Here is a 20,610-nt window from a genome sequence, read left to right as displayed (position 1 = left end):
AACACTAGCCCGCAGTGCCGCATGCATCGCGAAGACGGCACGCGCCCGCCTCCCCCTTCAGAGTTCCGCCATGTACCCGACCGACACCGTGCAATCCCCGAGCGCCGTCCGGCCGCTCGCCGACCGGCAACTGCGCCGGATCGTCATCGCCTCCGTCGCCGGCAACGCGATGGAGTGGTACGACTTCTTCGTGTACGGCACGGCCGCGGCGCTGGTGTTCGGCCACGTGTTCTTCCCGCCCGGCGCATCGCCGCTCGCCGGCAGCCTCGCCGCATTCGCGGCGTTCGCGCTCGGCTTCGTCGCGCGGCCGCTCGGCGGGATCGTGTTTGGGCACGTCGGCGATCGCTACGGACGCAAGGCATCGCTCGTCTGGACGCTGCTGATCATGGGCGCGTCGACCTTCGCGATCGGCCTGCTGCCGACCTATGCGCAGGTCGGCCTGTGGGCGCCGGCCGCGCTCGTCGTGCTGCGCCTGCTGCAGGGCATCGCGTCCGGCGGCGAATGGGGCGGCGGCGTGCTGATGATCAGCGAAAACGCGCCGCCCGAGCAGCGCGGCTATTACGCGGCGTGGAGCCAGCTCGGCGTGGGCGGCGGCTTCGTGCTGTCGTCGGCCGCGTTTCTCGCCGCGCAGGCGCTGCCGGACGACGCGTTCCGCACGTGGGGCTGGCGGCTGCCGTTCCTCGCGAGCGTCGCGATCTTCGCGATCGGCATCTATATCCGCCGCCATCTGCCGGAAAGCCGCGACTTCGAGCAGGCCGGCAAGCGCGGCGCACACGCGCATTTGCCGATCGTCGAGTGCATCCGCCGCCACCCGAAGGAAATCCTGCTCGCGATGGGGTTGCGCGTGGCCGAGAACGGCGGCGCGTACATCTTCCTCGCGTTCTCGCTCGTCTACGGAAAATATCTCGGGATTCCGAACGGCACGATGCTGACCGGCGTGATGATCGCGATGATCGTCGAGATGGGCGCGATGCTCGCCTGGGGCCGGCTGTCCGACCGGATCGGCCGCAAGCCCGTGTACCTGATCGGCGCGCTGAGCCTCGTCGCATGCGCGTTTCCGTTCTTCTGGCTGCTCGATACGCGCGTGACGCCGCTCGTGTGGCTCGCGCTGACGGTCGGCACGGCGGTGAGCCACGGCGCGATGATCGGCACGCTGCCCGCGCTCGTCGGCGAGCTGTTCAGCACCGAGGTGCGCTATTCGGGCGTCGCGCTCGGCCACGAAGTCGCGTCGATCTTCGCGGGCGGGATGTCGCCGCTGATCGCGACCGCATTGCTCGCGCGCTATCACGCGTCGTGGCCGGTGTCGCTGTTCCTCATTGCGCTCGACCTCGTCACGGTCGCGACGCTGTGCGTGATGCGCGAGACGCGCACCCCGCCCGCCGAAGGTTCGCGCGGCGACCCGGCATGAGCGCGCGCCGCTCAGCGCCCGGCGTCGCGCCGCGCGCTGCCGAACGCCGGCGCCAGCCCGAGATGGTCGAGCAGCCGCGCGAATTCGCCGAGTCGCTGGCGCATGTACGCGGGCACGTCGACCGCCGCATAGTCGTGGAAGCCGGCGCCCGTACGCACGCCGTCGCGCCCGGCTTCCATGTTGCGCACAACGCTCGCGGCCGGCGCGAAGCGCGGGCCGATCTCGCCGGCCAGGTATTGCGACGCGTAGTAGAGGATGTCGCAGCCGCCCCAGTCGATGAATTCGAGCAGCCCGAGCACCGCGAAGCGCGGGCCGAAGCCGGTGCGGATCGCCGTGTCGATGTCCTCGGCGCTGGCCACGCCTTCCTCGACCATCCGCGCGGCCTCGTTCATCGCGAGCGCCTGGATGCGCGGCACGATGTAGCCGGGCGCCGGCCCGCAGATCACCGGCTTCTTGCCCACGCGTTCGAGCAGCGCCGCGAGCGCGTCGACGACGGCTTGATCCGTTGCGTCGCTGCGGCTCACCTCGACGAGCGGCATCAGCAGCGCGGGGTTCAGCCAGTGTGCGTTCAGCATCCGTGCCGGGTGCGCGACGTGGCGCTGCAATTCGGTGACGACGAACGTCGACGTGGTCGACGCGATCGTTGCGTGCGCATCGACGTGTTCACCGAGCCAGCGCAGCGCGTCGGCCTTTGCATCGAGCACTTCCGGCAGCGCTTCGAACACGATGTCGGCATCGCGCACCGCATCGGCCGCGCCGTCGCGCACGACGAGCGCGATTCGCGCGACGACGGCATCCGCCTGCACGGCATCGATGCGGCCCAGCGCGACCTGCGCATGCAGCGGCCGGATGATCTCGTCGCGTGTGCGCACGTCAAACGCGTGCCAGCCGGCCGCATCGCGCGGCTTGAAGTCGATCAGCGTCACGTCGAGGCCCGCGAACGCGAACACGAGCGCGATACCCTGCCCCATCCGGCCCGCGCCGAGCACGTGGATGCGCGTCACATCGGCGGCCGCCTTCATGCCATGTACCCCGCGTCGAGCAGCGCGCGCAGCGCGTCCTTCGACAGCGCCGCGAGCCCGAGCCGCTCCAGCGTGCGCCCTTCCGCATACAGGTCGCGCACCGCGACCGCGCTCGCGATACTCAGCAGCCCCTGCGCGACGGGCGTCGGCAAGCCGGCCCAGCGCCCGCACGACACGATGAACGACAGCCCGAGCCGGGTGTCCTCGAGCATGTAGCGATGCGTGCGCAGATCGATCTTCTCGCGCCAGTCGCCGCTATCGGTCAGCTTGCCGTGCGCGCCGCGCCCGTACATCCACTGGTCGCCGTCGGTCGCGTAGTGATCGGCGAGCGGGAAATGCGGCGCGCGGTAGCCGAGCGCTTCGCGCACCGCGATGCGTTCGGCGTCGAGCGCGTTCGTCACTCGGCGGATCGACGGCTGCGTGCCTTCGTTGTGGATGTCCCACGCGTCGAAGTGTTCGAGCGGCCCGGCGTTCATCAGGATCAGCGGCGGATGGATCACGGGGCCCGCGTTCATCAGCGCGCCGGACAACGCATCCTCGACCGGCTCGACCGACGGATAGCCGGCGCGCAGCACGTCGAACGCCCAGCCGGCCGCGTTCGCCGGCCACACGCCGGTCGGCAGGCGCGTCGCGTACGCGCTGATCACGACGTCGTTGTCGCCATGCTTGCGCACCAGATACGGCAGCGTGCCGGTTTCGGCGAACGCGACGCGCGCACGGTTGCCGGCGTCGGCGGCCGCGCGGGCGAACACGACGCTGCCGAACGTGCCGGGCGGCAGGAACACGACCTGGCCATCCTCCAGCAGCGGCGCGACCTGCGCGGCGAGCGCGTCGTGCGACGTGGCCGGCAGCGGCACCACGACGAGCCGCGCGCCGCGCAGCGCGGCGGCGAGATCGTCGGTCAGGCGGATCGCGCCCGGCGCATCGCCGAGCGGCACCGCCCGCTTGCCGCGATAGTCGGTGACGTTCAGCACGCCAAGCTCGCGCAGCCGCGCATGCGGCTCGCGATCGCGCCGCCACCACGTCACGTCGTGGCCTTTTTCGAGCAGGTCGATGGCCGCCGCATGGCAGCCGTGGCCGCCGCCCAGAACACATACCTTCATCGTTTTCTCCCGGTGATCGAGTATGTCCGAGACTACGCGGGCACTTGCACCGCGTCGCTTCAAAACGCGCAACGACACGCCCGTTCGCGCAACGCAATCGCGGTGCGGCGGATGCCGCCGCGCCCCTGCATCCGCCACGAGGTCTACGAATGGACATCGCCCTTTCCCGCCATGCGCCGAACCGGCTCGGCACGCTGCAGGCGCCCGACGAAGTCGAACGCGCGGTCGCGCACCGGCTCGGGCCGCACCGGATGGCCGCGGCCGGCCGCGATCCGTTTCACGCGGAGCTGTACGAGGTGCCGCTGCATCACGGCGCGCTGCTCGAACTCTGCTACGGCCGCGCAACGCGCATCGAGTTCGGCGACGATGCCGATCACTTCCTGTTCCGGCTGACGCTCGCCGGTGCGTGCGAACTGCAGGCCGGCAACGTCGTCGCGCGCGCCGGCCCCGGCGCGCTGACCGTATCGTCGCCCGCGCTTCCGAGCCGTCTGCGCACGAGCCCCGATTGCCGCAACCTCGTGCTGCGGCTCGAACGCGGCGCGCTCGAGCGCAAGTTGCAGGACATGCTGCAGGCGACGCTCACGCGGCCGCTGCAATTCGATCTCGCGGCCGGCGGTGCCGGCGCGGGCGCCGCGCTCGTACGGCCGACCTTCGAATACCTGTGCCGGCTCGGCGCGCAGCCGGGCATCGGTGCGGCGTCGCCGGTGTTCGGCGCCGACCTCACCGCGTGGCTGATGTCGCTGCTGCTCACGCACCTGCCGCATTCGTACAGCGACGCGCTGCGACGCGGCACGCCGCCGCTGCCCGCGCACGTGCGCCGCGCGTGCGCTCACGTCGATGCGCACCTCGGCGAACCGCTCGCGCTCGCCGCGCTGGCGGCCGTCGCCGGGGTCGCGCCGCGCACGCTGCAGCACGCGTTCCGCGCGTTCCTGCACACGTCGCCGGCCGCGTACGTGCGCGAGCGCCGGCTCGCCGCCGTACACGCGGCGCTACAGCGCGGCGACGCGCGCAGCGTGACCGACGTATTGATCGCGCACGGCATCCATGGCTTCGGCCATTTCGCGAAGGCGTATGCACGGCGTTACGGCCACACGCCTTCCGTCACCGCGAGGCAGACACGATGACGCTCTCCGCTCCCGGCCGCCCCGTGGCCACGGCCCGACCCGACCCCGCGCCGCACGACGGCGACGCGTCCGACGGACTGCGCGTGCAGGATCTCGATCTCAACCTGTTGAAGACGTTTCGCGCGGTGTATGAAGCGCGGCACGTCGGCCGCGCGGCGCTGCGGCTCGGCGTCACGCAGCCGTCCGTCAGCTACGCGCTCGGCCGGCTGCGGCTGATGTTCCGCGACGCGCTGTTCGTGCGCACCGGCACCGGCGTCGAGCCGACGCCGCGCGCGCAGCGGCTCGCGATCTCGGTCGACAAGGCGCTCGCGATCCTGCAGGACGTGCTCGACGAAGGCTCGCGCTTCGCGCCCGACAGCACGCAGCGCGTGTTCCGCCTGCACATGAGCGATTTCGCGGCGAGCGCGTTCCTGCCGACGCTGCTCGCCGCGTTCGACCGGCGCGCGCCGGGCGCCGTGATCGAGACGCTGCACGTCGACGAATGCCAGCTCAACGTCGCGCTCGAATCGGGGCGCATCGACTTCGCGCTCGGGCATTTCGCCGATGCGTCGAGCCACTTCCAGCGCACCGCGCTGCTGCACGAGCGCTGCGTGCTGCTGATGCCGCGCCGCACCGCGCAGCGCGTCGGGCTGCCCGCCGACTTCGTGCTCGACGGCGCGGCGCCCGACACGCTGCGCTTCGTCGCCGTCACGTCGCATCCGCAGTCGATGCAACTGCTCGAGCGGCACGAACTGATGCCGCGGGTGCGCGCGGCGCTGCCCGATTTTCTGGTGGTGCCGGCGCTGTTGCAGGACGGCGACTACGCGCTGATCCTGCCGGAGACGATCGCGATCACGTTCGCGGCACGCCAGCCGTGCGTGCTGTACGAGATCGCCGGCGCCGGCGAATGGGCCGTCAACGCGTACTGGCACCGCCGCTTCGATGCGGACCCCGGCCATCGCTGGCTGCGCGCGCTGCTGCTCGAACTGTTCAATATCGGCGAGCAGGCGCCGTTCGACGCATGGCTCGCGCCGCAGCCGCCCGCCTGCGCGTAGCGGCGCGAGCGGACACGGGCGCGGGCTCGCCGAAACGCTCAGAACGACGTGAGGATGCCGGCGACGAGCGAACTCGCGGTCGCGCCCGGCTTGGCCACCGCGACGCCGCCGCCGGCCGCGCCGTTGACGACGAAGCGGGCATGCGCGCCGTTGCGCACCATCGCGGCGCCCGTGTACAGCACCGTGCGCTTCGACAGCGGATAGTCGAAACGAATGCCGTACGAATCGGCATTGCCGTCGCTGTCGGCCACCTTCCGGTAATGGCCGATGCTCAGCAGCAGCGATGCACGCCCGATCGGCACCGTCGCGCTGAGCTCCATGATGTCGCTGTGCGGATAGGCGCTCTGACTGTCGATCGCGGTCGCGACATCGGGGCCGCCGCGATGACGCAGGTACAGCGCGGCCACCTTCACGACGCTGAAGTCGTACGAAATCGCACCGAGCGTGTAGTTGCCGTTCGCGGCCGTGCTCGTGGCGCCGAGCGTCGATGCGGCCACCGGGCTGAACTTCTGCTGCATGTAGTCGACGTCGACCGACAACCCGCCGCGCACGTAGTTGAGGCCGGCGCCGTAGGTATCGCCGAGCGTCGCCGGCTGCCCGGCCGCGCCGTTGGTGCCGCGCGCGGCCATCGCGCGCAACAGGAAGCCCGCGTAGCGCGGCGACGTGTAGCGCATCGAGTTGCGTACGCGCAGGAACGCGGGCCCGACGAAGTTGTTGGTCGCGTTCCCCCATGCAAGCCCGCGCCGAGCCCCGGCAGGCTGTACGTGACGAGCGTCGTATGCAGGATCGTGTAGAGCTCGCCGAACTGCACGCCGCCGAACGGCCCCGTGATGCCGACCCACGCTTCGCGGCCGAACAGCGCGCTGCTGTTCGACAGCGCGCCGCTCGCCGCGTTGAAACCGTCCTCGAGCTTGAAGATCGTCGCGTAGCCGCCGCCGAGATCCTCGACGCCCTTCAGCCCCCACTGCGACGCCCACAGGTTGCCGCTGCCCATGCGCGTCACGTGGTTCGGCCCGGTGTTCGCGTATTCGATCGCGGTGTCGATGCGGCCGTAGAGCGTCACGCTCGATTGCGCGGCGGCCGGCAGCGTCATGCATGCCAGCAGCGCGGCAAGCGGTACGGCAAGCCGGTCGGCCCGCCCGTTCGGATGGTTCATCTGCGTCGTCCCGTAGAAGTTGCGGCACCTGTCGGCATCGCGCCGCTTGATGTGAAGCGCGTTCGCTTTCAGAGGCGAACGCTGCCGATCAAAACCGGGCCGAGTCTAGGAACGACAATTTCGGACGTCGACGCAATGCGCTCTATAACGCTTATAGATGCGCCGCATGACGCGCGCGGGCCCCGCCGCACGCGCGCCGCGCGGCGGCCCGCGCGCACGGTCTCGGTGTTTTCTTTATCCGGGTCGGTAAATGTCCGTGTGGCGCGGCTGTCACTCCGGCTATGGCGGCCGAATTTGGCCGACTACGCTGCGTTTCCGATCGTGTCACCCGCACGCTTTCGCGCCGCGACGGCGCCCGGCCCGCCAGGCCGATGCCGCGCTTTTCCACCGCCCGCTCCTGGAGAACCCGCATGTCCGCATCCACGGCCCGCGCTGCCGACGGCAAGCGCTATACGTACGAATGGTATGTCGTCGTCATCTGCATGCTCGCGTACATCTTCTCGTTCGTCGACCGGCAAGTCCTCGTGCTGATGATCGAACCGATCAAGCGCGACCTGCATCTGTCCGACACGCAGTTCAGCCTGCTCAACGGCTTCGCGTTTTCGCTGTTCTATGCGGTGATGGGGCTACCCGTCGCGTATCTCGCCGACCGCTATGCGCGCCCGCGCATCATCTCGCTCGGCATCGCGCTGTGGAGCGTCGCGACCGCCGCGTGCGGGCTCAGCCAGCATTTCATGCACATGTTCATCGCGCGGATGGGCGTCGGCGTCGGCGAGGCCGCGCTATCGCCCGGCGCGTATTCGATGCTCGCCGACTACTTCCCGAAGGAGAAGCTCGGGCGCGCGGTCGCCGTGTATTCGCTCGGCTCGTTCATCGGCGGCGGCATCGCGTTCCTGATCGGCGGCTACGTGATCGCGCTGCTCAAGCATGCGAGCGCGTTCACGCTGCCGGTGGTCGGACAGGTGCATGCGTGGCAGGTCACGTTCCTGATCGTGGGGCTGCCGGGCATCCTCGTCGCACTGCTGTTCGCCGCGACCGTGCGCGACCCGCAGCGCAAGGGGCTCGCGCAGGACCGTTCAGGCGCCGTGCGGCGCGTATCGATGCGCGATTCGCTGCGCTTCGTCGGCACGCACCGCGCGACCTTCGCGTGCCACTACCTCGGCTTCTCGTTCTATGCGATGGCGCTGTACTGCCTGCTGAGCTGGACGCCCGCGTTCTATATCCGCCGCTTCGGGATGACGGCCGTCGAAGCCGGCTACACGCTCGGCATCGTGCTGCTGGTCGCGAACACGGCCGGCGTGTTCTGCGGCGGCTGGCTCAACGACTGGCTGCTGCGGCGCGGCCGCGGCGATGCGCCGATGCGTGCCGGCGCGATCGGCGCCGCGTGCATGGCGATTCCCGCGACGCTGTTCACGCAGCTCGACAGCCTGCCGGCGTCGCTCGCGATGCTGGTCGTCGCGATGTTCTTCGCGTCGTTCCCGATGCCGACGTCGACCGCCGCGATGCAGACGCTCGCGCCGAACCAGATGCGCGCGCAGATCTCCGCGCTGTTCCTGCTGGTATCGAACCTGATCGCGCTCGGGATCGGCACGACCGTCGTCGCGCTGTTCACCGATCGCGTGTTCGGCGCGCCGGCCGCGGTCGGCCATTCGATGTCGATCGTCAACGTCGCGGCGGCCACGCTCGCCGCGCTGCTGCTCGCCGCCGGCTGCCGCCACTATCGGCGCAGCCTCGAGCGCGAGCGCGGTCACGCGGCGGCATCGGCTTCGGCCGACACGGCCGTCGACGGCGGCAACGCCATTGCCGCTCGCTGAAGTCGCGCGGTTCACCGATCGCGTGGTCGGCGCACCGGCCGCGCGATCGCCGCCACACTGACCGGCGACAATCGGCACGCCACCATCATCCATCCTGTTTATTCCATCATCGCTTTTTAATCGATTTGATTTATGCGATGCCCATCCCTATTCTCGATCGCATGACGGCGCGGGGCTCTGCCGCGCCGCTTTTCTCTATCCCACGGAATCTCCCATGCAAGCGAACCGCCACCAGGTCCGGATCGACGCGCTGATCGACGCGGCGCAGGACATCCGCTGTTTCCGGGTCTCGCGCGTCGACGGCCAGCCGTTCGACGCGTACGAACCGGGCGCCCATATCGACGTCACCGCGCCATCCGGCGTCACGCGGCAGTACTCGCTGTGCGGCAACCCCGACGAACGCGGCAGCTATCTGTTCGCGGTGAAGAAGGAAGCGCAGTCGCGCGGCGGCTCGCGTTCGCTGCACGACGACGTGAACGTCGGCGCCGAGTTGTCGATCGGCACGCCGCGCAACCTGTTTCGTCTGGCCGATGACGCGAGCGAGCACGTGCTGATCGCGGCCGGCATCGGCATCACGCCGCTGCTGTCGATGGCGTATGCGCTGCACAAGCGCGGCGCGCGCTACCGGTTGCATTACTTCGCACGCAGCCGCGCGCATGCCGCGTTCGTCGACGCATTGTCGGCCGAACCGTTCGCGTCGCACGTGACGTTCCATTACGGCGTCGAGCCCGATGCACTCGCGGCCGAACTGGGCCGCTGCGTCGAATCGATCGACCCGACAGCGCATGTCTATACGTGCGGCCCCGGGCCGTTCATGGATGCCGTCGTCGCGGCCGCGGCCCGGCGCATCCCGGAAGACGCGATTCATCTCGAACGCTTCGCGGCGGAACCGTCCGGGGCCGTCACCGCCGCGAATGCGGCTCCGGCCGACGGCTTCGAAGTGCGCCTGCAACGCAGCGGCCAGTCGGTACGCGTCACCCCCGATACGTCGATCGTCGACGCACTCGCGCAGATCGGCATCGAGGTCGATACGTCATGCGGCGAAGGCGTGTGCGGCACCTGCATGGTGCCGGTGCTCGACGGCGAGCCCGATCACCGCGACCACTGCCTGAGCAAGGCCGAGCGCGCGAGCAACACGGTGATCTGCTGCTGCGTGTCGCGTGCGCGCTCGGCGGTGCTCGTGCTCGATCTCTGATGCGCCGAGTCCGCCGCCATGCCGCGGCGCCGATCTAGCGCTTGATCGAGGCACCGAGGCACCGATGCACTGAAGGCCGATGCCGACCACCGCTGGCGACCCGCATCGGCACGCCATCGCGCACCGCCGATCGTCATTCGTCGAAACGCTCGACGATCTCGGCGAGCAGCGCGCGCATCCACGCGTTGCCCTCGTCCTCGTGGAAGTGCTCGTGCCAGTGCATCGTCACCGGCGCGGGCGGCAGCGTGACCGGCAGGTCGTACAGGCGGAATGCGTTGTCGCGGTTCAGGATCCGCGCGAGCCGCCTCGGCAGCGTCGCATACAGATCGGTGACCGACAGCACGCTCGGCAGCGCGACGAAGTGCGGCACCTCGAGCGCGATGTTGCGGCCCACGCCCTGCGCGCGCAACGCGTCGTCGAGCGCGTGGTGGCTGTGCTCGACCGATTTCACGTTGACGTGCGCGGCGCGGACGAATTGCTCGAGGCTCAGCGCAGCGGCCGTCGGCAGCCCGCGCCGGCGCCCCGTCATGCACACGTAGGTTTCCTCGAACAGCACCTGGTGGCGCGTGCGCGGCATCAGCTCCGGCAGGTTGCCGATCGCGAAATCGAGCCGGCTCGCGCGCAGCGCTTCCTCGATCTCCTCCACCGGCAGCGGCTGCACGCTCAACGTCACGCGCGGCGCGCGCTCCCGCAGCGCCTGGCAGATCGCCGGCAGGTACGCCATCTCGCCCGCATCCGACAGCGACAGCCGGAACGTGCGCGTGCTGGTGGCCGGATCGAAGCGCTCCGCGTAGCGCAGCGCCACGCGCACCATGTCGAGCGCCTTGCCGACGATGCTCGCGAGTTCGAGCGCGACGGGCGTCGGCTGCATGCCCGAGCGCGTCCGCACGAACAGCGGATCGTCGAACAGCGTGCGCAGCCGGCCGAGCGAATAGCTGACGGCCGGCTGCGACAGCGCGAGCCGCTCGCCGGCCTTCGTCAGGCTGCGTTCCTCGACGATCGCCTGGAATACGCGCAACAGGTTCAGATCGAGATGATCGACCGATGTCATCGTGACCTCCGTCATTTGCCGCATTTATTTGATCATCGATTTTAGATCAATTTGACCGATATGTAGCAGAAGACGAGACTGGTCCCCGGACGCTGCGCACGGCGCGGCCCGATTTTCGCGACTCTTTCCCCACGACGACGATGAGCGACATTGCCTACCAGACGATCGACACCCGCGCGTTGCATGGCCTCGCGCAGCCCGACCGCATCGCGCCCGCGATGTATCACGACCCCGCGCTGTTCGAAGCCGAGCTCGACCGCATTTTCTACCGCACCTGGATCTGGGTCGCGCACGACAGCGAACTGCCGAACCCGGGCGACTTCGTCACGACGACGATCGGCCGCCAGCCGGTGATCGTCGTGCGCGACAAGACCGGCGAGATCAACGTGCTGCAGAACCGCTGCCGCCATCGCGGCGCAACCGTGTGCGAAGCGCACAAGGGCAACGCGAAGGGCTTCACGTGCCCGTATCACAGCTGGTCGTATGCGCTCGACGGCACGCTGCGCGCGCTGCCGTACGGCGACGGCTACGAAGGCGTGTGCGACAAAGGCGACCTGCCGCTCGTGAAGCTGCGCGTCGGCGTGTATCAGGGACTGATCTTCGCGAGCTTCAACGACGCGATCGAGTCGCTGGAAGATTTCCTCGGCGGCGCGAAGCCGTGGATCGACCTGTTCATGAAACAGGGCGCCGGCTACCCGATCAAGGCGAACGGCGAACACAAGTTCAAGTTCAAGGGCAACTGGAAGATCCAGCTCGAGAACACCACCGACCTTTACCACTTCCCGGTCGTGCACAAGTCGTGGATGAAGTCGATCGACGACGAGACGGCCGCCGCGATCACGAGCTTCATGACGAGCGAGGACGCGTTCTGCCGCGGGCTCGGCAACGGCCACAGCCTCGCGGTGCTGATGCCCGAACTGATCGATCTCGACGAGGACGACGGCGCACCGCTGCCCGAACGCTTCGCGCCGCTCGCGGCGAAGCTCGCCGAGCGCCATGCGCCGGACGAAGTGCGCCGCATCGTGCGCTCGCTGATGGGCGTCGGCTTCAACCTGAACCTGTTCCCGAACCTCGCGCTGTCGATGGCGTTCTTCCGCGTGCTGCGGCCGATCTCCGCGAACGAAACCGAGATCCGCCACGTCGCGCTCGCAATGGACGGCGGCCCCGACGAAGCGAACCGCGAGCGGCTGCGCATCCACGAGCACTTCCAGGGCCCGTTCGGCTTCGGCAGCCCCGACGACGCGGAAGCCTGGGAGCGCGTGCAGCGCGGTGCGCATGCGGGCCCCGACGTACCGATCCTCGTGAATCGCGGGCTGAATCGCGAGACGACCGCCGCGAACGGCGAAAAGACCGCGCATGCGACCGACGAAACCGGCATGCGCGAGGCCTACCAGCAATGGCGCAAGATGATGGAGCAACAGTGATGGACGACCGCAACGCCCTCTTTTCCGAGCAGACCTTCGCCCGCGCGGTCGAATTCGTGTGGCGCGAAGCCGAGGTGCTCGACCGCCGCGACTATCGTGCGTGGCTCGACCTGTGGGACCGGGCCGGCCACTACGTGGTGCCGATCGATCCGGACACGACCGATTTCGCGGCGACGCTGAACTACGTGTTCGACGACCAGGACATGCGCGAGAAGCGCGTGCAGCGGATGGTGTCCGGCTATTCGGCGTCGGCCACCGACGCGGCGCGCACGGTGCGCACCGTGTCGCGTTTCACGCTGGAGAGCGGCAGCGCCGATACCGTCGAGCTGAAATCGGCGCAGGTCGTGGTCGCGTACAAGCGCGGCGTCGCGACACTGTTCGCGGCCGACGTCACGCACAAGCTGCACGTCGATGCCGAAGGCGAGATGCGCATTGCCGAGAAAGTCGTGCGCCTGATCGACTCGACCGAAGCGCTCAGCGCGATCGGCTTCCTGCTGTAAGCCGTGACCGGTTCACCGTCGCCAATGCAATGGTGAACCGGGCACCTTCACCTGTGAGCGGCTGCCGGTTCGCGATCGCCAGCGCAAAGGTGAGCCGGTCACCTTCACCTTTGAGCGGCGACCGCTTCGCCGTCATTCGCGCAACGGTGAGCCCGTCACCTTCACCTTTCCGGACGACCATGCCCACACTCGAAGTTTTCCTGCCGGCCGGCCACGACGACGCGCGCAAGGCCGAGCTGATCGCCCGGCTCAGCCACGCGACCGTCGACGCGATCGGCGCACCGATCGATTCGGTGCGCGTGCTGCTCACCGAACTGCCCGCGACGCATATCGGCCTCGGCGGCCGCAGCGCCGCGGACGGCGCGCCGCCGTCGCTGCCGGTGATCGTCGCGATCCTGATCGCCGGCCGCACCGACGCACAGAAACGCGCGCTGATCGCCGCGCTGTCCGACGCGGGCGCGAACGTGCTCGACGCGCCGCTGCAAGCCACGCGCGTGATCATCAAGGACATTCCGAACACCGACTTCGGCATCGGCGGCCAGACCGCGCGGGCGCTGGGGCGCTGACCATGCGTCGCGCGTCGCTGCCCCGCCATGCTGCGCCGACGCGGTTGCGCTCAACCGTCGGCGAGCGGCAGCGTCACGCGGCAGTCGAGCCCGCCGCCCGCGACCGGGGCCGCGGCGATCCGCCCGCCGTGGCGCGTGACGATGCTCTTGCACAGCGACAACCCGATCCCGTTGCCGCCGGCCTTCGACGACGAGAAGCCGTCGAACAGCCGGTCGTGCGCGCCGGCCTCGATCCCCGGGCCATTGTCGATCGCCCGCAACTCCGCGTGGCCGGCCACGTTCGCGGTGCCGAGCGTCAGCGTGCGCGGCAGGCGCTCGCAGCCGGCGAATGCCTCGATCGCATTGAACGCGAGATTCAGGATCACCTGCCCGATCAGCACGCGCTCGCAGCGGATCGGCAGCGGCGCGTCGGCCTGCACGATCGCGACCGTCACGCCGGCCTCCTTCGCGCGCAGCTCGATGAAGTACGCGACGTCCGCGAGGATGTCGCGCAGGTCGGCGCGCGCGACAACCGGCTCGCGCTTCACGATGAATTCGCGCACGCTCTTGATGATCAGCGCCGCATGCTCGGCCTGCCGGTCCGCGCTGCGCAGCCCCCAGATCGCGTCGTCGACGGCGCCGTTGCCGTTCAGCCGCCGCACCGCGCCTTCGATGAAATTGCGCACCGCGGCGAGCGGCTGGCTCAGCTCGTGCGCGATCACGGTCGCCATCTCGCCCATCGCGTTGTAGCGGCCCGCGTATTCGAGCATCCGCGCCTCCGCGCGCCGGGCCTCCTCGATCGCGACTTCGTCGCTCACGTCGCGGAACTGCACGAGCAGCCCGTCGAGATCGCCTTCTATCTCGACCTGCCGGCACAGGATGCGCAGCCAGCATGCCGAGCCGTCGCGCCGCACGATCCGGTAGCGCTGCGGTGCGGACGGGCACGCGGACGGCGCGTCGCGCAGTTGCGCAATGAGCCGGTCGCGATCGGCCGCGGAGCAGTAGTCGAGCACCTCGCCGAGCGGTTCGTCGGGCGCGAGCCCGAGCACGCGGCGGCCCGACTCGCTGATGAACTGCACGCCGCCGTGCGGCGTCACGACCGCGATGCCTTCGTCGAGATCCTGCATGAACTCGCGCAGCCGCGCCTCGTAGCGGCGCAACTGCTGGCGGACCGCCTCTTCCGCGCTGATGTCGCGGAACTGCACCATCACGACGTCGCGCCCGCGCAGCGGCACGTAGGTCGCGGTGGCCTCGGACAGCATGTCGACGCCCGTGCGCGATCGATAGCACCATTCGTACACCTGCGGCCCGTCGGCGCGCGCACGATCCCATGCGCTCACCGCGATCTCGCGGCGGTACTTCGGCTCGGGGCGCGTCATGTCCGGCGCCTTCAGCGGCAGCAATTCCTCGACGGAAAAGCCGAGCGCGATGCACGCGGCGCGATTCGCCCACACGATCGCCCGGGTGTGCGCGTCGTGCAGCAGCACGCACGTGGTCAGCGCGTCGAGCAGCCGGTGGAAATCGTCTTCGTCGGGAAAACTCATGATCGGATTCGGAGGAAGGCGCGCGGCATCGCGCGGCCGGAAACCCAACATAGCACCGGCGCGCGCCGATCGCATCTGAAGATTTCTTTAGGCCGGCACGGAGCGTCACCAGTCGCGCGGCCCAACGCACCAATTGCTGCGTGTTTTCGGCGTTTCTAGACTAGGGTCTGTTTGCATATGAAACGCACATGCGAATGTCCGAAATCGCCCGCCTGGCAAGAAGCGAGGAGCGCCGTTTGGCGAGCCAAACAAGCGACGAGCGACGCCGCCAGGCGGGCGATTTCGGGCATTCCCGTGGAAAGTCTTTTTTTAATTTTGGGGTTGCCACGAGAACGGCCGCTCGCCGCGTTGCGCTCCTTGGCGAACACGTCATATTCGCGGCGTCGCGCGCCTCGCGAGCGGCCGTTCTCGTGGCAACACATGCGCGTTTCATATGCAAACAGACCCTTGCATCGTCTTGCCCCCCGCAACCGACACCGGAATCGCCCCCATCCCCAGGAGACTTTCATGCCGCAAGCCGCTCTCGCCATCGAATCCGCGCCGACCTCGCCGCCCGCGGCGCGTCCCGCGGCCGGGCAGCTGTCGCCGCTCGACGCGGTGATCGAAACCGTCGCCGCGCGCCGCGAGGAATTCGACCGGCTGTCGCACGTGCCGCGCGACGTGATCGCGCTGTTCAAGCAGGCCGGCATCTATCGCGCGGGCACGCCGCGCCGCTTCGGCGGCGATGCGCTCGCGCCGACCGCATTCCTCGACATGATCGAGCGGATCGCGACCGCCGACGGCTCGGCCGCGTGGGTCGCGAGCTTCGGCTCCGCGAACGTCTACCTCGCCGCGCTGCCGCTCGACACGCAGGCCGAGCTGTACGCGAACGGCCCTGACCAGGTGTTCGCGGGCGGCCTGTTCCCGGTGCAGCCCGCGCAGGACGCGCCGGGCGGCTGGCGGGTGAACGGCACGTGGAAATTCGCGAGCGGCTGCAAGGGCGCCGACTGGCTCGGCGTCGGCATCGCCGTGCCGGGCGCGCAGGACGCCGCGCCGAACAAGCCGCGCACGGCCGTGTTCCGCGCCGCCGAGGTCGAGATCGTCGAGAACTGGAGCGTGGTCGGCATGCAGGGCACCGGCAGCCACGACCTGCGCGTGAACGACCGTTTCGTGCCCGAGGCGTGGACCTTCGTGCGCGGCGGCGAACCGACCGTCGACGAGCCGCTGTACCGCTATCCGACCGTCGCGTATGCGGCGCAGGTGCTGGCCGTCGTCAACCTCGGCCTCGCGCGTGCGGCGCTCGACGTCGTGAACCGCATGTCGGGCGGCCGCCAGACGACGACCGGCGCGCCGCGTCTCGCCGATCGCGCGTATTTCCGCATCGAGCTCGCGAAGGCCGAGGCGCAACTGCGTTCGGCGCGCGCGTTCTTCTACGACGCGACCGATTCGGTCTGGCAATCGATCCTCGCCGGCAATCCGGTCACGCCCGATCAGGTCAGCCTGCTGCGGCTCGCGGCCACGCAGATCGCCCGCGAAGGCGCGAGCGTCGTCGAACGCGCGTACCGCCTCGGCGGCACGGCGGCGATCTACCGGTCGCATCCGCTGCAGCGGCTGCTGCGCGATGCGATGGTCGTCACGCAGCACGCGTTCCTCGCCGAGGGCAACTTCGACGGCGCGGGCGCGGTGTTCACCGGCGTCACGCCGTTTCCCGGCCATCTGTAACCCGCGTCGCTCGACGCTTTTGACGAACGCGCATGAAGCCGAACCCGACGGAGCATCGCCGGCCGCTTCATGCGCCCGACCGATTCCCCTGGAGAACCCGATATGTCCGATTCGAATCCGCTGCCGCTGCGCGTCCTGTTCTGCTGCGGCGTGTCGCAAAATTTCTTCGACCTGCCTCGCGAGCAGATCGGCGAAGTGTGGCAGGCGTACGGCGCGATGCTCGCGGCCGTCGAGGCGATGCCCGGCGTGCGCGTGCTCGGCGTGATGGACGACGACCGCCTCGTGGTCGGCCAGGCCGACGGCGCGCCGTGGACCTTCTACATCATGGCCGACGTCGCCGATTTCGACACGACGGTCGCCGTGTGCAACCTGTACCGCACGACACCCGTCGGCGAATACAACCTGTGGCGCTACGGCAAGATCGAGGCACGCGTCGGCCGCGCGCTGACCGTGCCGCCGGCCGCGAAGCCCGCGGCGTGAGGCGCGCGATGACCGACCTGTCACCCGCCGCGATCGACGCACTCGCGCAGCGCATCGCGGCGCTCGACGCCGAGCGCGCGGTGCGCGCAACGATCACGCGCTACATGGCGCTGTGCGACGTGCCCGAAAATGCGGGCGACGGCCCATCGCTGGCCGCACTGTTCACGCCCGACGCCGTATGGGAAGGCATCGGCCCGCAGTACGCGAAGAAGTTCGGCCGTCTCGAAGGCACCGCCGCGATCGTCGCGATGCTCGGCCGCTATCTGCCGCCCGATCCGCATTTCTCGGCGAACCTGCACTTCCTGACGTCGGAGTCGATCGAGGTCGCCTCCGATCTCGCAAGTGCGCGCGGCCGCTGGATCATGCTGCAGGCGTCGCGCTACGCGGACGGCGCGGCCGAGCTGATCGCCGCGCGGCTCACGATCGATTTCGCGCCGGCCGCCAACGGCGCCGCGTGGCTGATCCACCATTTCCGCACCGAACGCGTGCTCGACGGCCCGTGGCCGCTCGCCGCCGCGCCACGGTCCTGACGTTTCCCGCTGCTTTCGCACGATACCGACCATGACAGGCTTCATCGACACCTTCACGCTCGGCGGCCCCGGCCCGACGATCGCGATCAAGGACACGATCGACATCGCGGGTCACCCGACCCGCGCGGCGAGTCGCGCGCTCGCCGATGCGCCGCCCGCCGAACACCACGCGGACGTGGTCCGCCTGCTGCTCGACGCCGGCTGGCAGATCGCCGGCAAGGCGAACATGCACGAACTCGCGTTCGGCATGACCGGCATCAACGACTACACGGGCACGCCCGTCAATCCGCAGGACGCCGCGCGCATTCCCGGCGGCTCGTCGAGCGGCTCCGCATCGCTCGTCGGGCTCGGCGCGGTCGACGCGGCGCTCGGCACCGATACCGGCGGCTCGATTCGCGGGCCGGCCGCCTGCTGCGGCGTGGCCGGGCTGAAGCCGACGTTCGGCCGCGTGTCGCGCCGCGGCGTCGCGCCCGCCGATACCACGCTCGACTGCGTCGGACCGTTCGCGCGCGAAATCCGCACGCTCGTCGCGGTGATGGCCGCGATCGCGCCGGGCTTCGACCGCGCGCGGGCGACGGCTTCCGCGGCCGGCTGCACGGTCGCGCAACTCGCCGTCGAAGCCGATCCGGCGATCGCCGCCGCGCTCGATGCGGCCGTTTGCGCGTCGGGCCTGCGTTCGCACACGGTCGTGCTCGATGAAATGCCGGCCGCGTTCGCGGCGGGGCTCACCGTGATCAACGCGGAAACGTCGCGCGCGTTCGGTCATCTGGTCGCGACCGGCAAGCTCGGCGCCGACCTCGATGCGCGATTGCGTGCGGCCGCAACGACCGCGCCTGCGGCATTGAAGGAAGCCGAAGCCGTGCGCGCACGCTTCACCGCGCAGGTCGACGCCGCGCTCGAACACGCGGACGTGCTGGTGCTGCCGACGCTGCCCGCGTTGCCGATCACGCTGCGGCAGGCACGCGACGGCGTATCGGTGATCGCGATGTCGTCGCTGATCCGGCCGTTCAACCTGAGCGGCCATCCGGCGCTCAGCCTGCCGCTGCCGCTCGCCGGTTCGCCGTTGAAGGCCGGCTTGCAGATCGTCGGACGCAAGGGCGCGGACGAACAGGTCTGCGCGATCGCGGCACACTTCGAGGCGGCACTCGCCGCATGAACCACGATGCGGGCGCCGCTGCCACCGGCGTGCGCCCGCGAACCACGGAATTCCACACCATGTCAGATCGAGTCGTCCTCGTCACCGGCGCCGCGCGCGGGCTCGGCGCCGTCATCGCCGAACGCTTCCATGCGGCCGGCTATCGCGTCGCGCTGGCCGACATCGCCGCCGACGCGATTCACGCGCATGCGCGCGACCTCGACCCGAGCGGCGAACGCGCGCTCGCGCTGCCGCTCGACGTCACGTCGAAACGCGATTTCGAAGCGGCGCGCGATACGCTCGTCGCGCGCTGGGGCACGATCGACGCGCTCGTCAACAACGCGGGCGCATCGAAGGTCGTGCCGGCGATGGAGATCACGGCCGAGCAGTTCGACCAGGTGATCGACGTGAACCTGCGCAGCGTGCTGTTCGGCTGCCAGGTGTTCGGCCAGTACTTCGCGCAGCGCGGCGCGGGCCGCATCGTCAACATCGCGTCGCTCGCCGGGCAGAACGGCGGTTCCGCCACGGGCGCGCACTACGCGGCCGCGAAAGGCGGCACGCTGACGCTGACCAAGGTGTTCGCGCGCGATCTCGCCGCGCAGGGCGTGACCGTCAACGCGATCTCGCCGGGCCCGCTCGATCTGCCGATCGTGTACGAAAGCGTCGCGCCCGAAAAACTGCGTCAGGTGCTCGCGAGCCTGCCGGGCGGCAAGCTCGGATCGGCCGGCTTCGTCGCCGATGCGGCCGTGCTGCTCGCGTCGGGCGACGCGCATTTCGCGAACGGTGCGTGCTGGGACATCAATGGCGGGCTGTACATGCGTTGAGCGGCGGCCCGCATCGGGCGTGTGGTGCCGTGCGCAATACGTGTCGCGTATAGGGCACGCGTGGCGCGTGCCTCGCCTGCTTCACGTGCTTCGTGTGCCGTGGCGTGCCTGCGCAAGCCCGTCCGCAAGCAGCCCCGACCGCTAGCGCGACGACTCCCCGTCGTCGCCCCACACGACCATCACGTCGCGCACCAGCGCGGCGATCGACGTCGCGCCGAGCTTCTCCTTGATGCTCGCGCGATGCACGTCGACGGTCTTCACGCTGATCGACAGATCGGACGCGATCTGCTTGCTGCCCTTGCCGTCCACGACGCCGCGCAGCACTTCCTTCTCGCGCGCGGTCAGCGCATCGAGCCGCTGGCGCAGCTCGCGGTGACGCTGGCTCACCGCGTGCCGCTGCTGCGCGAGCCGCAGCGCACGCTGCACGCGCTCGAGCATCTGCTGCGAGTTGTACGGCTTCTCGACGAAATCGATCGCGCCGTTCTGCAGCGCGCGCACCGACATCGGAATGTCGCCGTGCCCGCTGACGAAGATCACCGGTAGCGTCGCGCCGCGCGCATTCAGTTCGGCCTGCACGTCGAAGCCGCTTTTCTCCGGCATCCGCACGTCGAGCACGAGGCACGCGGGCAGGTTCACGTCGAAACGTGCGAGAAAGTCGGCGGCGTTCGCGAACCCTTCGGACGCGATGCCGACCGATTCGAGCAGCCACGCGAGCGACGTCCGCATGCCGCTGTCGTCGTCGACGATGTATACGATCGGTGCGGGTGACGTCATCGCGGGTGTCTCGCTGAATATCGGTATCGGGGTCGCACGCGCCGCGCGCAACGCCGGTGGCCGGTGTGTCGCGCGCGTCGTTCGCTGGGGATGTGCGGCACATCATAACGAGCCGAAAATCCGCTGCAAACCCCTGCACGTGCCGTACGAACGCGCAATCGCGCTTTTTTCGCACGCGGCGGCACGCATCTAGGTAGAACCTTTAGACGCGTCGGCAGGAACGCCATCCCGATCGCCAATCGTGCG

The 20,610-nt window shown here is 69.6% G+C and carries 18 protein-coding genes and 1 pseudogene; 13 read left to right on the top strand and 6 right to left on the bottom strand.

Annotated elements, in window-relative coordinates; all coding sequences use genetic code 11:
• Positions 1-70 precede the first annotated feature (70 nt).
• Positions 71-1,408: an MFS transporter gene (locus tag SY91_RS29060; RefSeq protein ID WP_023476073.1), complete on the top strand. Its 1,338-nt coding sequence runs from the start codon at positions 71-73 to the stop codon at positions 1,406-1,408.
• Positions 1,409-1,419: 11 nt separating this feature from the next.
• Here SY91_RS29060 and SY91_RS29055 read toward each other — a convergent pair whose 3' ends face one another.
• Together SY91_RS29055 and SY91_RS29050 are read right to left on the bottom strand one after the other, a co-directional pair.
• Positions 1,420-2,430, bottom strand: a complete 1,011-nt coding sequence (locus SY91_RS29055) for a 3-hydroxybutyryl-CoA dehydrogenase (protein WP_023476074.1) — start codon at positions 2,428-2,430, stop codon at positions 1,420-1,422.
• Positions 2,427-3,533 (bottom strand): NAD/NADP-dependent octopine/nopaline dehydrogenase family protein, encoded by a 1,107-nt coding sequence (locus SY91_RS29050; RefSeq protein WP_023476075.1) that lies wholly within the window; start codon positions 3,531-3,533, stop codon positions 2,427-2,429. Before SY91_RS29050 ends, SY91_RS29055 begins: the two co-directional genes overlap by 4 nt.
• A 149-nt stretch (positions 3,534-3,682) precedes the next feature.
• Between SY91_RS29050 and SY91_RS29045 the strand changes: the two genes are divergently transcribed.
• Both SY91_RS29045 and SY91_RS29040 read left to right on the top strand, forming a co-directional pair.
• Positions 3,683-4,657, top strand: coding sequence for an AraC family transcriptional regulator (locus SY91_RS29045; RefSeq protein WP_023476076.1), 975 nt, complete (start codon positions 3,683-3,685; stop codon positions 4,655-4,657).
• On the top strand, positions 4,654-5,691 hold the full coding sequence (locus tag SY91_RS29040) for a LysR family transcriptional regulator (protein ID WP_043887468.1): 1,038 nt from the start codon (positions 4,654-4,656) through the stop codon (positions 5,689-5,691). The genes SY91_RS29045 and SY91_RS29040 overlap by 4 nt, the downstream gene beginning before the upstream one ends.
• Before the next feature lie 38 nt (positions 5,692-5,729).
• Here the strand turns inward: SY91_RS29040 and SY91_RS29035 are convergent.
• A pseudogene (locus SY91_RS29035) lies at positions 5,730-6,847 on the bottom strand (porin).
• 410 nt (positions 6,848-7,257) lie between these two features.
• Between SY91_RS29035 and SY91_RS29030 the strand changes: the two are divergent.
• Both SY91_RS29030 and SY91_RS29025 read left to right on the top strand, forming a co-directional pair.
• Entirely contained in the window at positions 7,258-8,661 is a 1,404-nt protein-coding gene (locus tag SY91_RS29030) for a spinster family MFS transporter (RefSeq protein ID WP_043887470.1), read from the top strand.
• Positions 8,662-8,875: 214 nt separating this feature from the next.
• Entirely contained in the window at positions 8,876-9,856 is a 981-nt protein-coding gene (locus SY91_RS29025; protein WP_023476081.1) for a PDR/VanB family oxidoreductase, read from the top strand.
• Between the two features lie 133 nt (positions 9,857-9,989).
• Here the strand turns inward: SY91_RS29025 and SY91_RS29020 are convergent, their stop codons facing one another.
• Entirely contained in the window at positions 9,990-10,907 is a 918-nt protein-coding gene (locus SY91_RS29020) for a LysR family transcriptional regulator (RefSeq protein WP_043887487.1), read from the bottom strand.
• Between the two features lie 140 nt (positions 10,908-11,047).
• Here SY91_RS29020 and SY91_RS29015 point away from each other — a divergent pair, with 140 nt between their 5' ends.
• From SY91_RS29015 to SY91_RS29005, 3 genes are all read left to right on the top strand, one after another.
• Positions 11,048-12,331, top strand: a complete 1,284-nt coding sequence (locus SY91_RS29015; RefSeq protein WP_023476083.1) for an aromatic ring-hydroxylating oxygenase subunit alpha — start codon at positions 11,048-11,050, stop codon at positions 12,329-12,331.
• Positions 12,328-12,831 carry an aromatic-ring-hydroxylating dioxygenase subunit beta gene (locus SY91_RS29010; protein WP_043887471.1) on the top strand — a complete coding sequence of 168 codons (504 nt, stop codon included), beginning with the start codon at positions 12,328-12,330 and terminating at the stop codon, positions 12,829-12,831. The genes SY91_RS29015 and SY91_RS29010 overlap by 4 nt, the downstream gene beginning before the upstream one ends.
• A 179-nt stretch (positions 12,832-13,010) precedes the next feature.
• Complete coding sequence (locus SY91_RS29005) at positions 13,011-13,397, top strand: tautomerase family protein (protein ID WP_023476085.1); 387 nt, start codon at positions 13,011-13,013, stop codon at positions 13,395-13,397.
• A 50-nt stretch (positions 13,398-13,447) separates the two neighbouring features.
• Here SY91_RS29005 and SY91_RS29000 read toward each other — a convergent pair whose 3' ends face one another.
• On the bottom strand, positions 13,448-14,995 hold the full coding sequence (locus SY91_RS29000) for an ATP-binding protein (protein ID WP_043887473.1): 1,548 nt from the start codon (positions 14,993-14,995) through the stop codon (positions 13,448-13,450).
• A 432-nt stretch (positions 14,996-15,427) separates the two neighbouring features.
• Here SY91_RS29000 and SY91_RS28995 point away from each other — a divergent pair, with 432 nt between their 5' ends.
• The 5 genes from SY91_RS28995 to SY91_RS28975 all read left to right on the top strand — a co-directional run bounded on the left by SY91_RS28995 (position 15,428) and on the right by SY91_RS28975 (position 19,590).
• Positions 15,428-16,621 (top strand): acyl-CoA dehydrogenase family protein, encoded by a 1,194-nt coding sequence (locus tag SY91_RS28995; protein WP_023476087.1) that lies wholly within the window; start codon positions 15,428-15,430, stop codon positions 16,619-16,621.
• A 102-nt stretch (positions 16,622-16,723) separates the two neighbouring features.
• A complete protein-coding gene (locus SY91_RS28990; RefSeq protein WP_006490490.1) occupies positions 16,724-17,101 on the top strand; it encodes a hypothetical protein in 378 nt (125 codons plus the stop codon).
• 8 nt (positions 17,102-17,109) lie between these two features.
• Positions 17,110-17,631, top strand: a complete 522-nt coding sequence (locus SY91_RS28985; RefSeq protein WP_023476088.1) for a nuclear transport factor 2 family protein — start codon at positions 17,110-17,112, stop codon at positions 17,629-17,631.
• Positions 17,632-17,662: 31 nt separating this feature from the next.
• Positions 17,663-18,787, top strand: a complete 1,125-nt coding sequence (locus SY91_RS28980; protein WP_023476089.1) for an amidase — start codon at positions 17,663-17,665, stop codon at positions 18,785-18,787.
• Between the two features lie 59 nt (positions 18,788-18,846).
• Positions 18,847-19,590, top strand: coding sequence for an SDR family NAD(P)-dependent oxidoreductase (locus SY91_RS28975; protein WP_034175308.1), 744 nt, complete (start codon positions 18,847-18,849; stop codon positions 19,588-19,590).
• A gap of 141 nt (positions 19,591-19,731) precedes the next feature.
• On the opposite strand, the gene SY91_RS28970 is transcribed toward SY91_RS28975, so the two are convergent.
• Positions 19,732-20,364, bottom strand: coding sequence for a response regulator transcription factor (locus tag SY91_RS28970; protein WP_006479687.1), 633 nt, complete (start codon positions 20,362-20,364; stop codon positions 19,732-19,734).
• Between the last annotated feature and the right edge of the window lie 246 nt (positions 20,365-20,610).

The organism is Burkholderia cenocepacia, assembly GCF_014211915.1.
Classification (GTDB): domain Bacteria; phylum Pseudomonadota; class Gammaproteobacteria; order Burkholderiales; family Burkholderiaceae; genus Burkholderia; species Burkholderia orbicola.
This window is presented reverse-complemented; position numbering and strand designations above follow the sequence as displayed.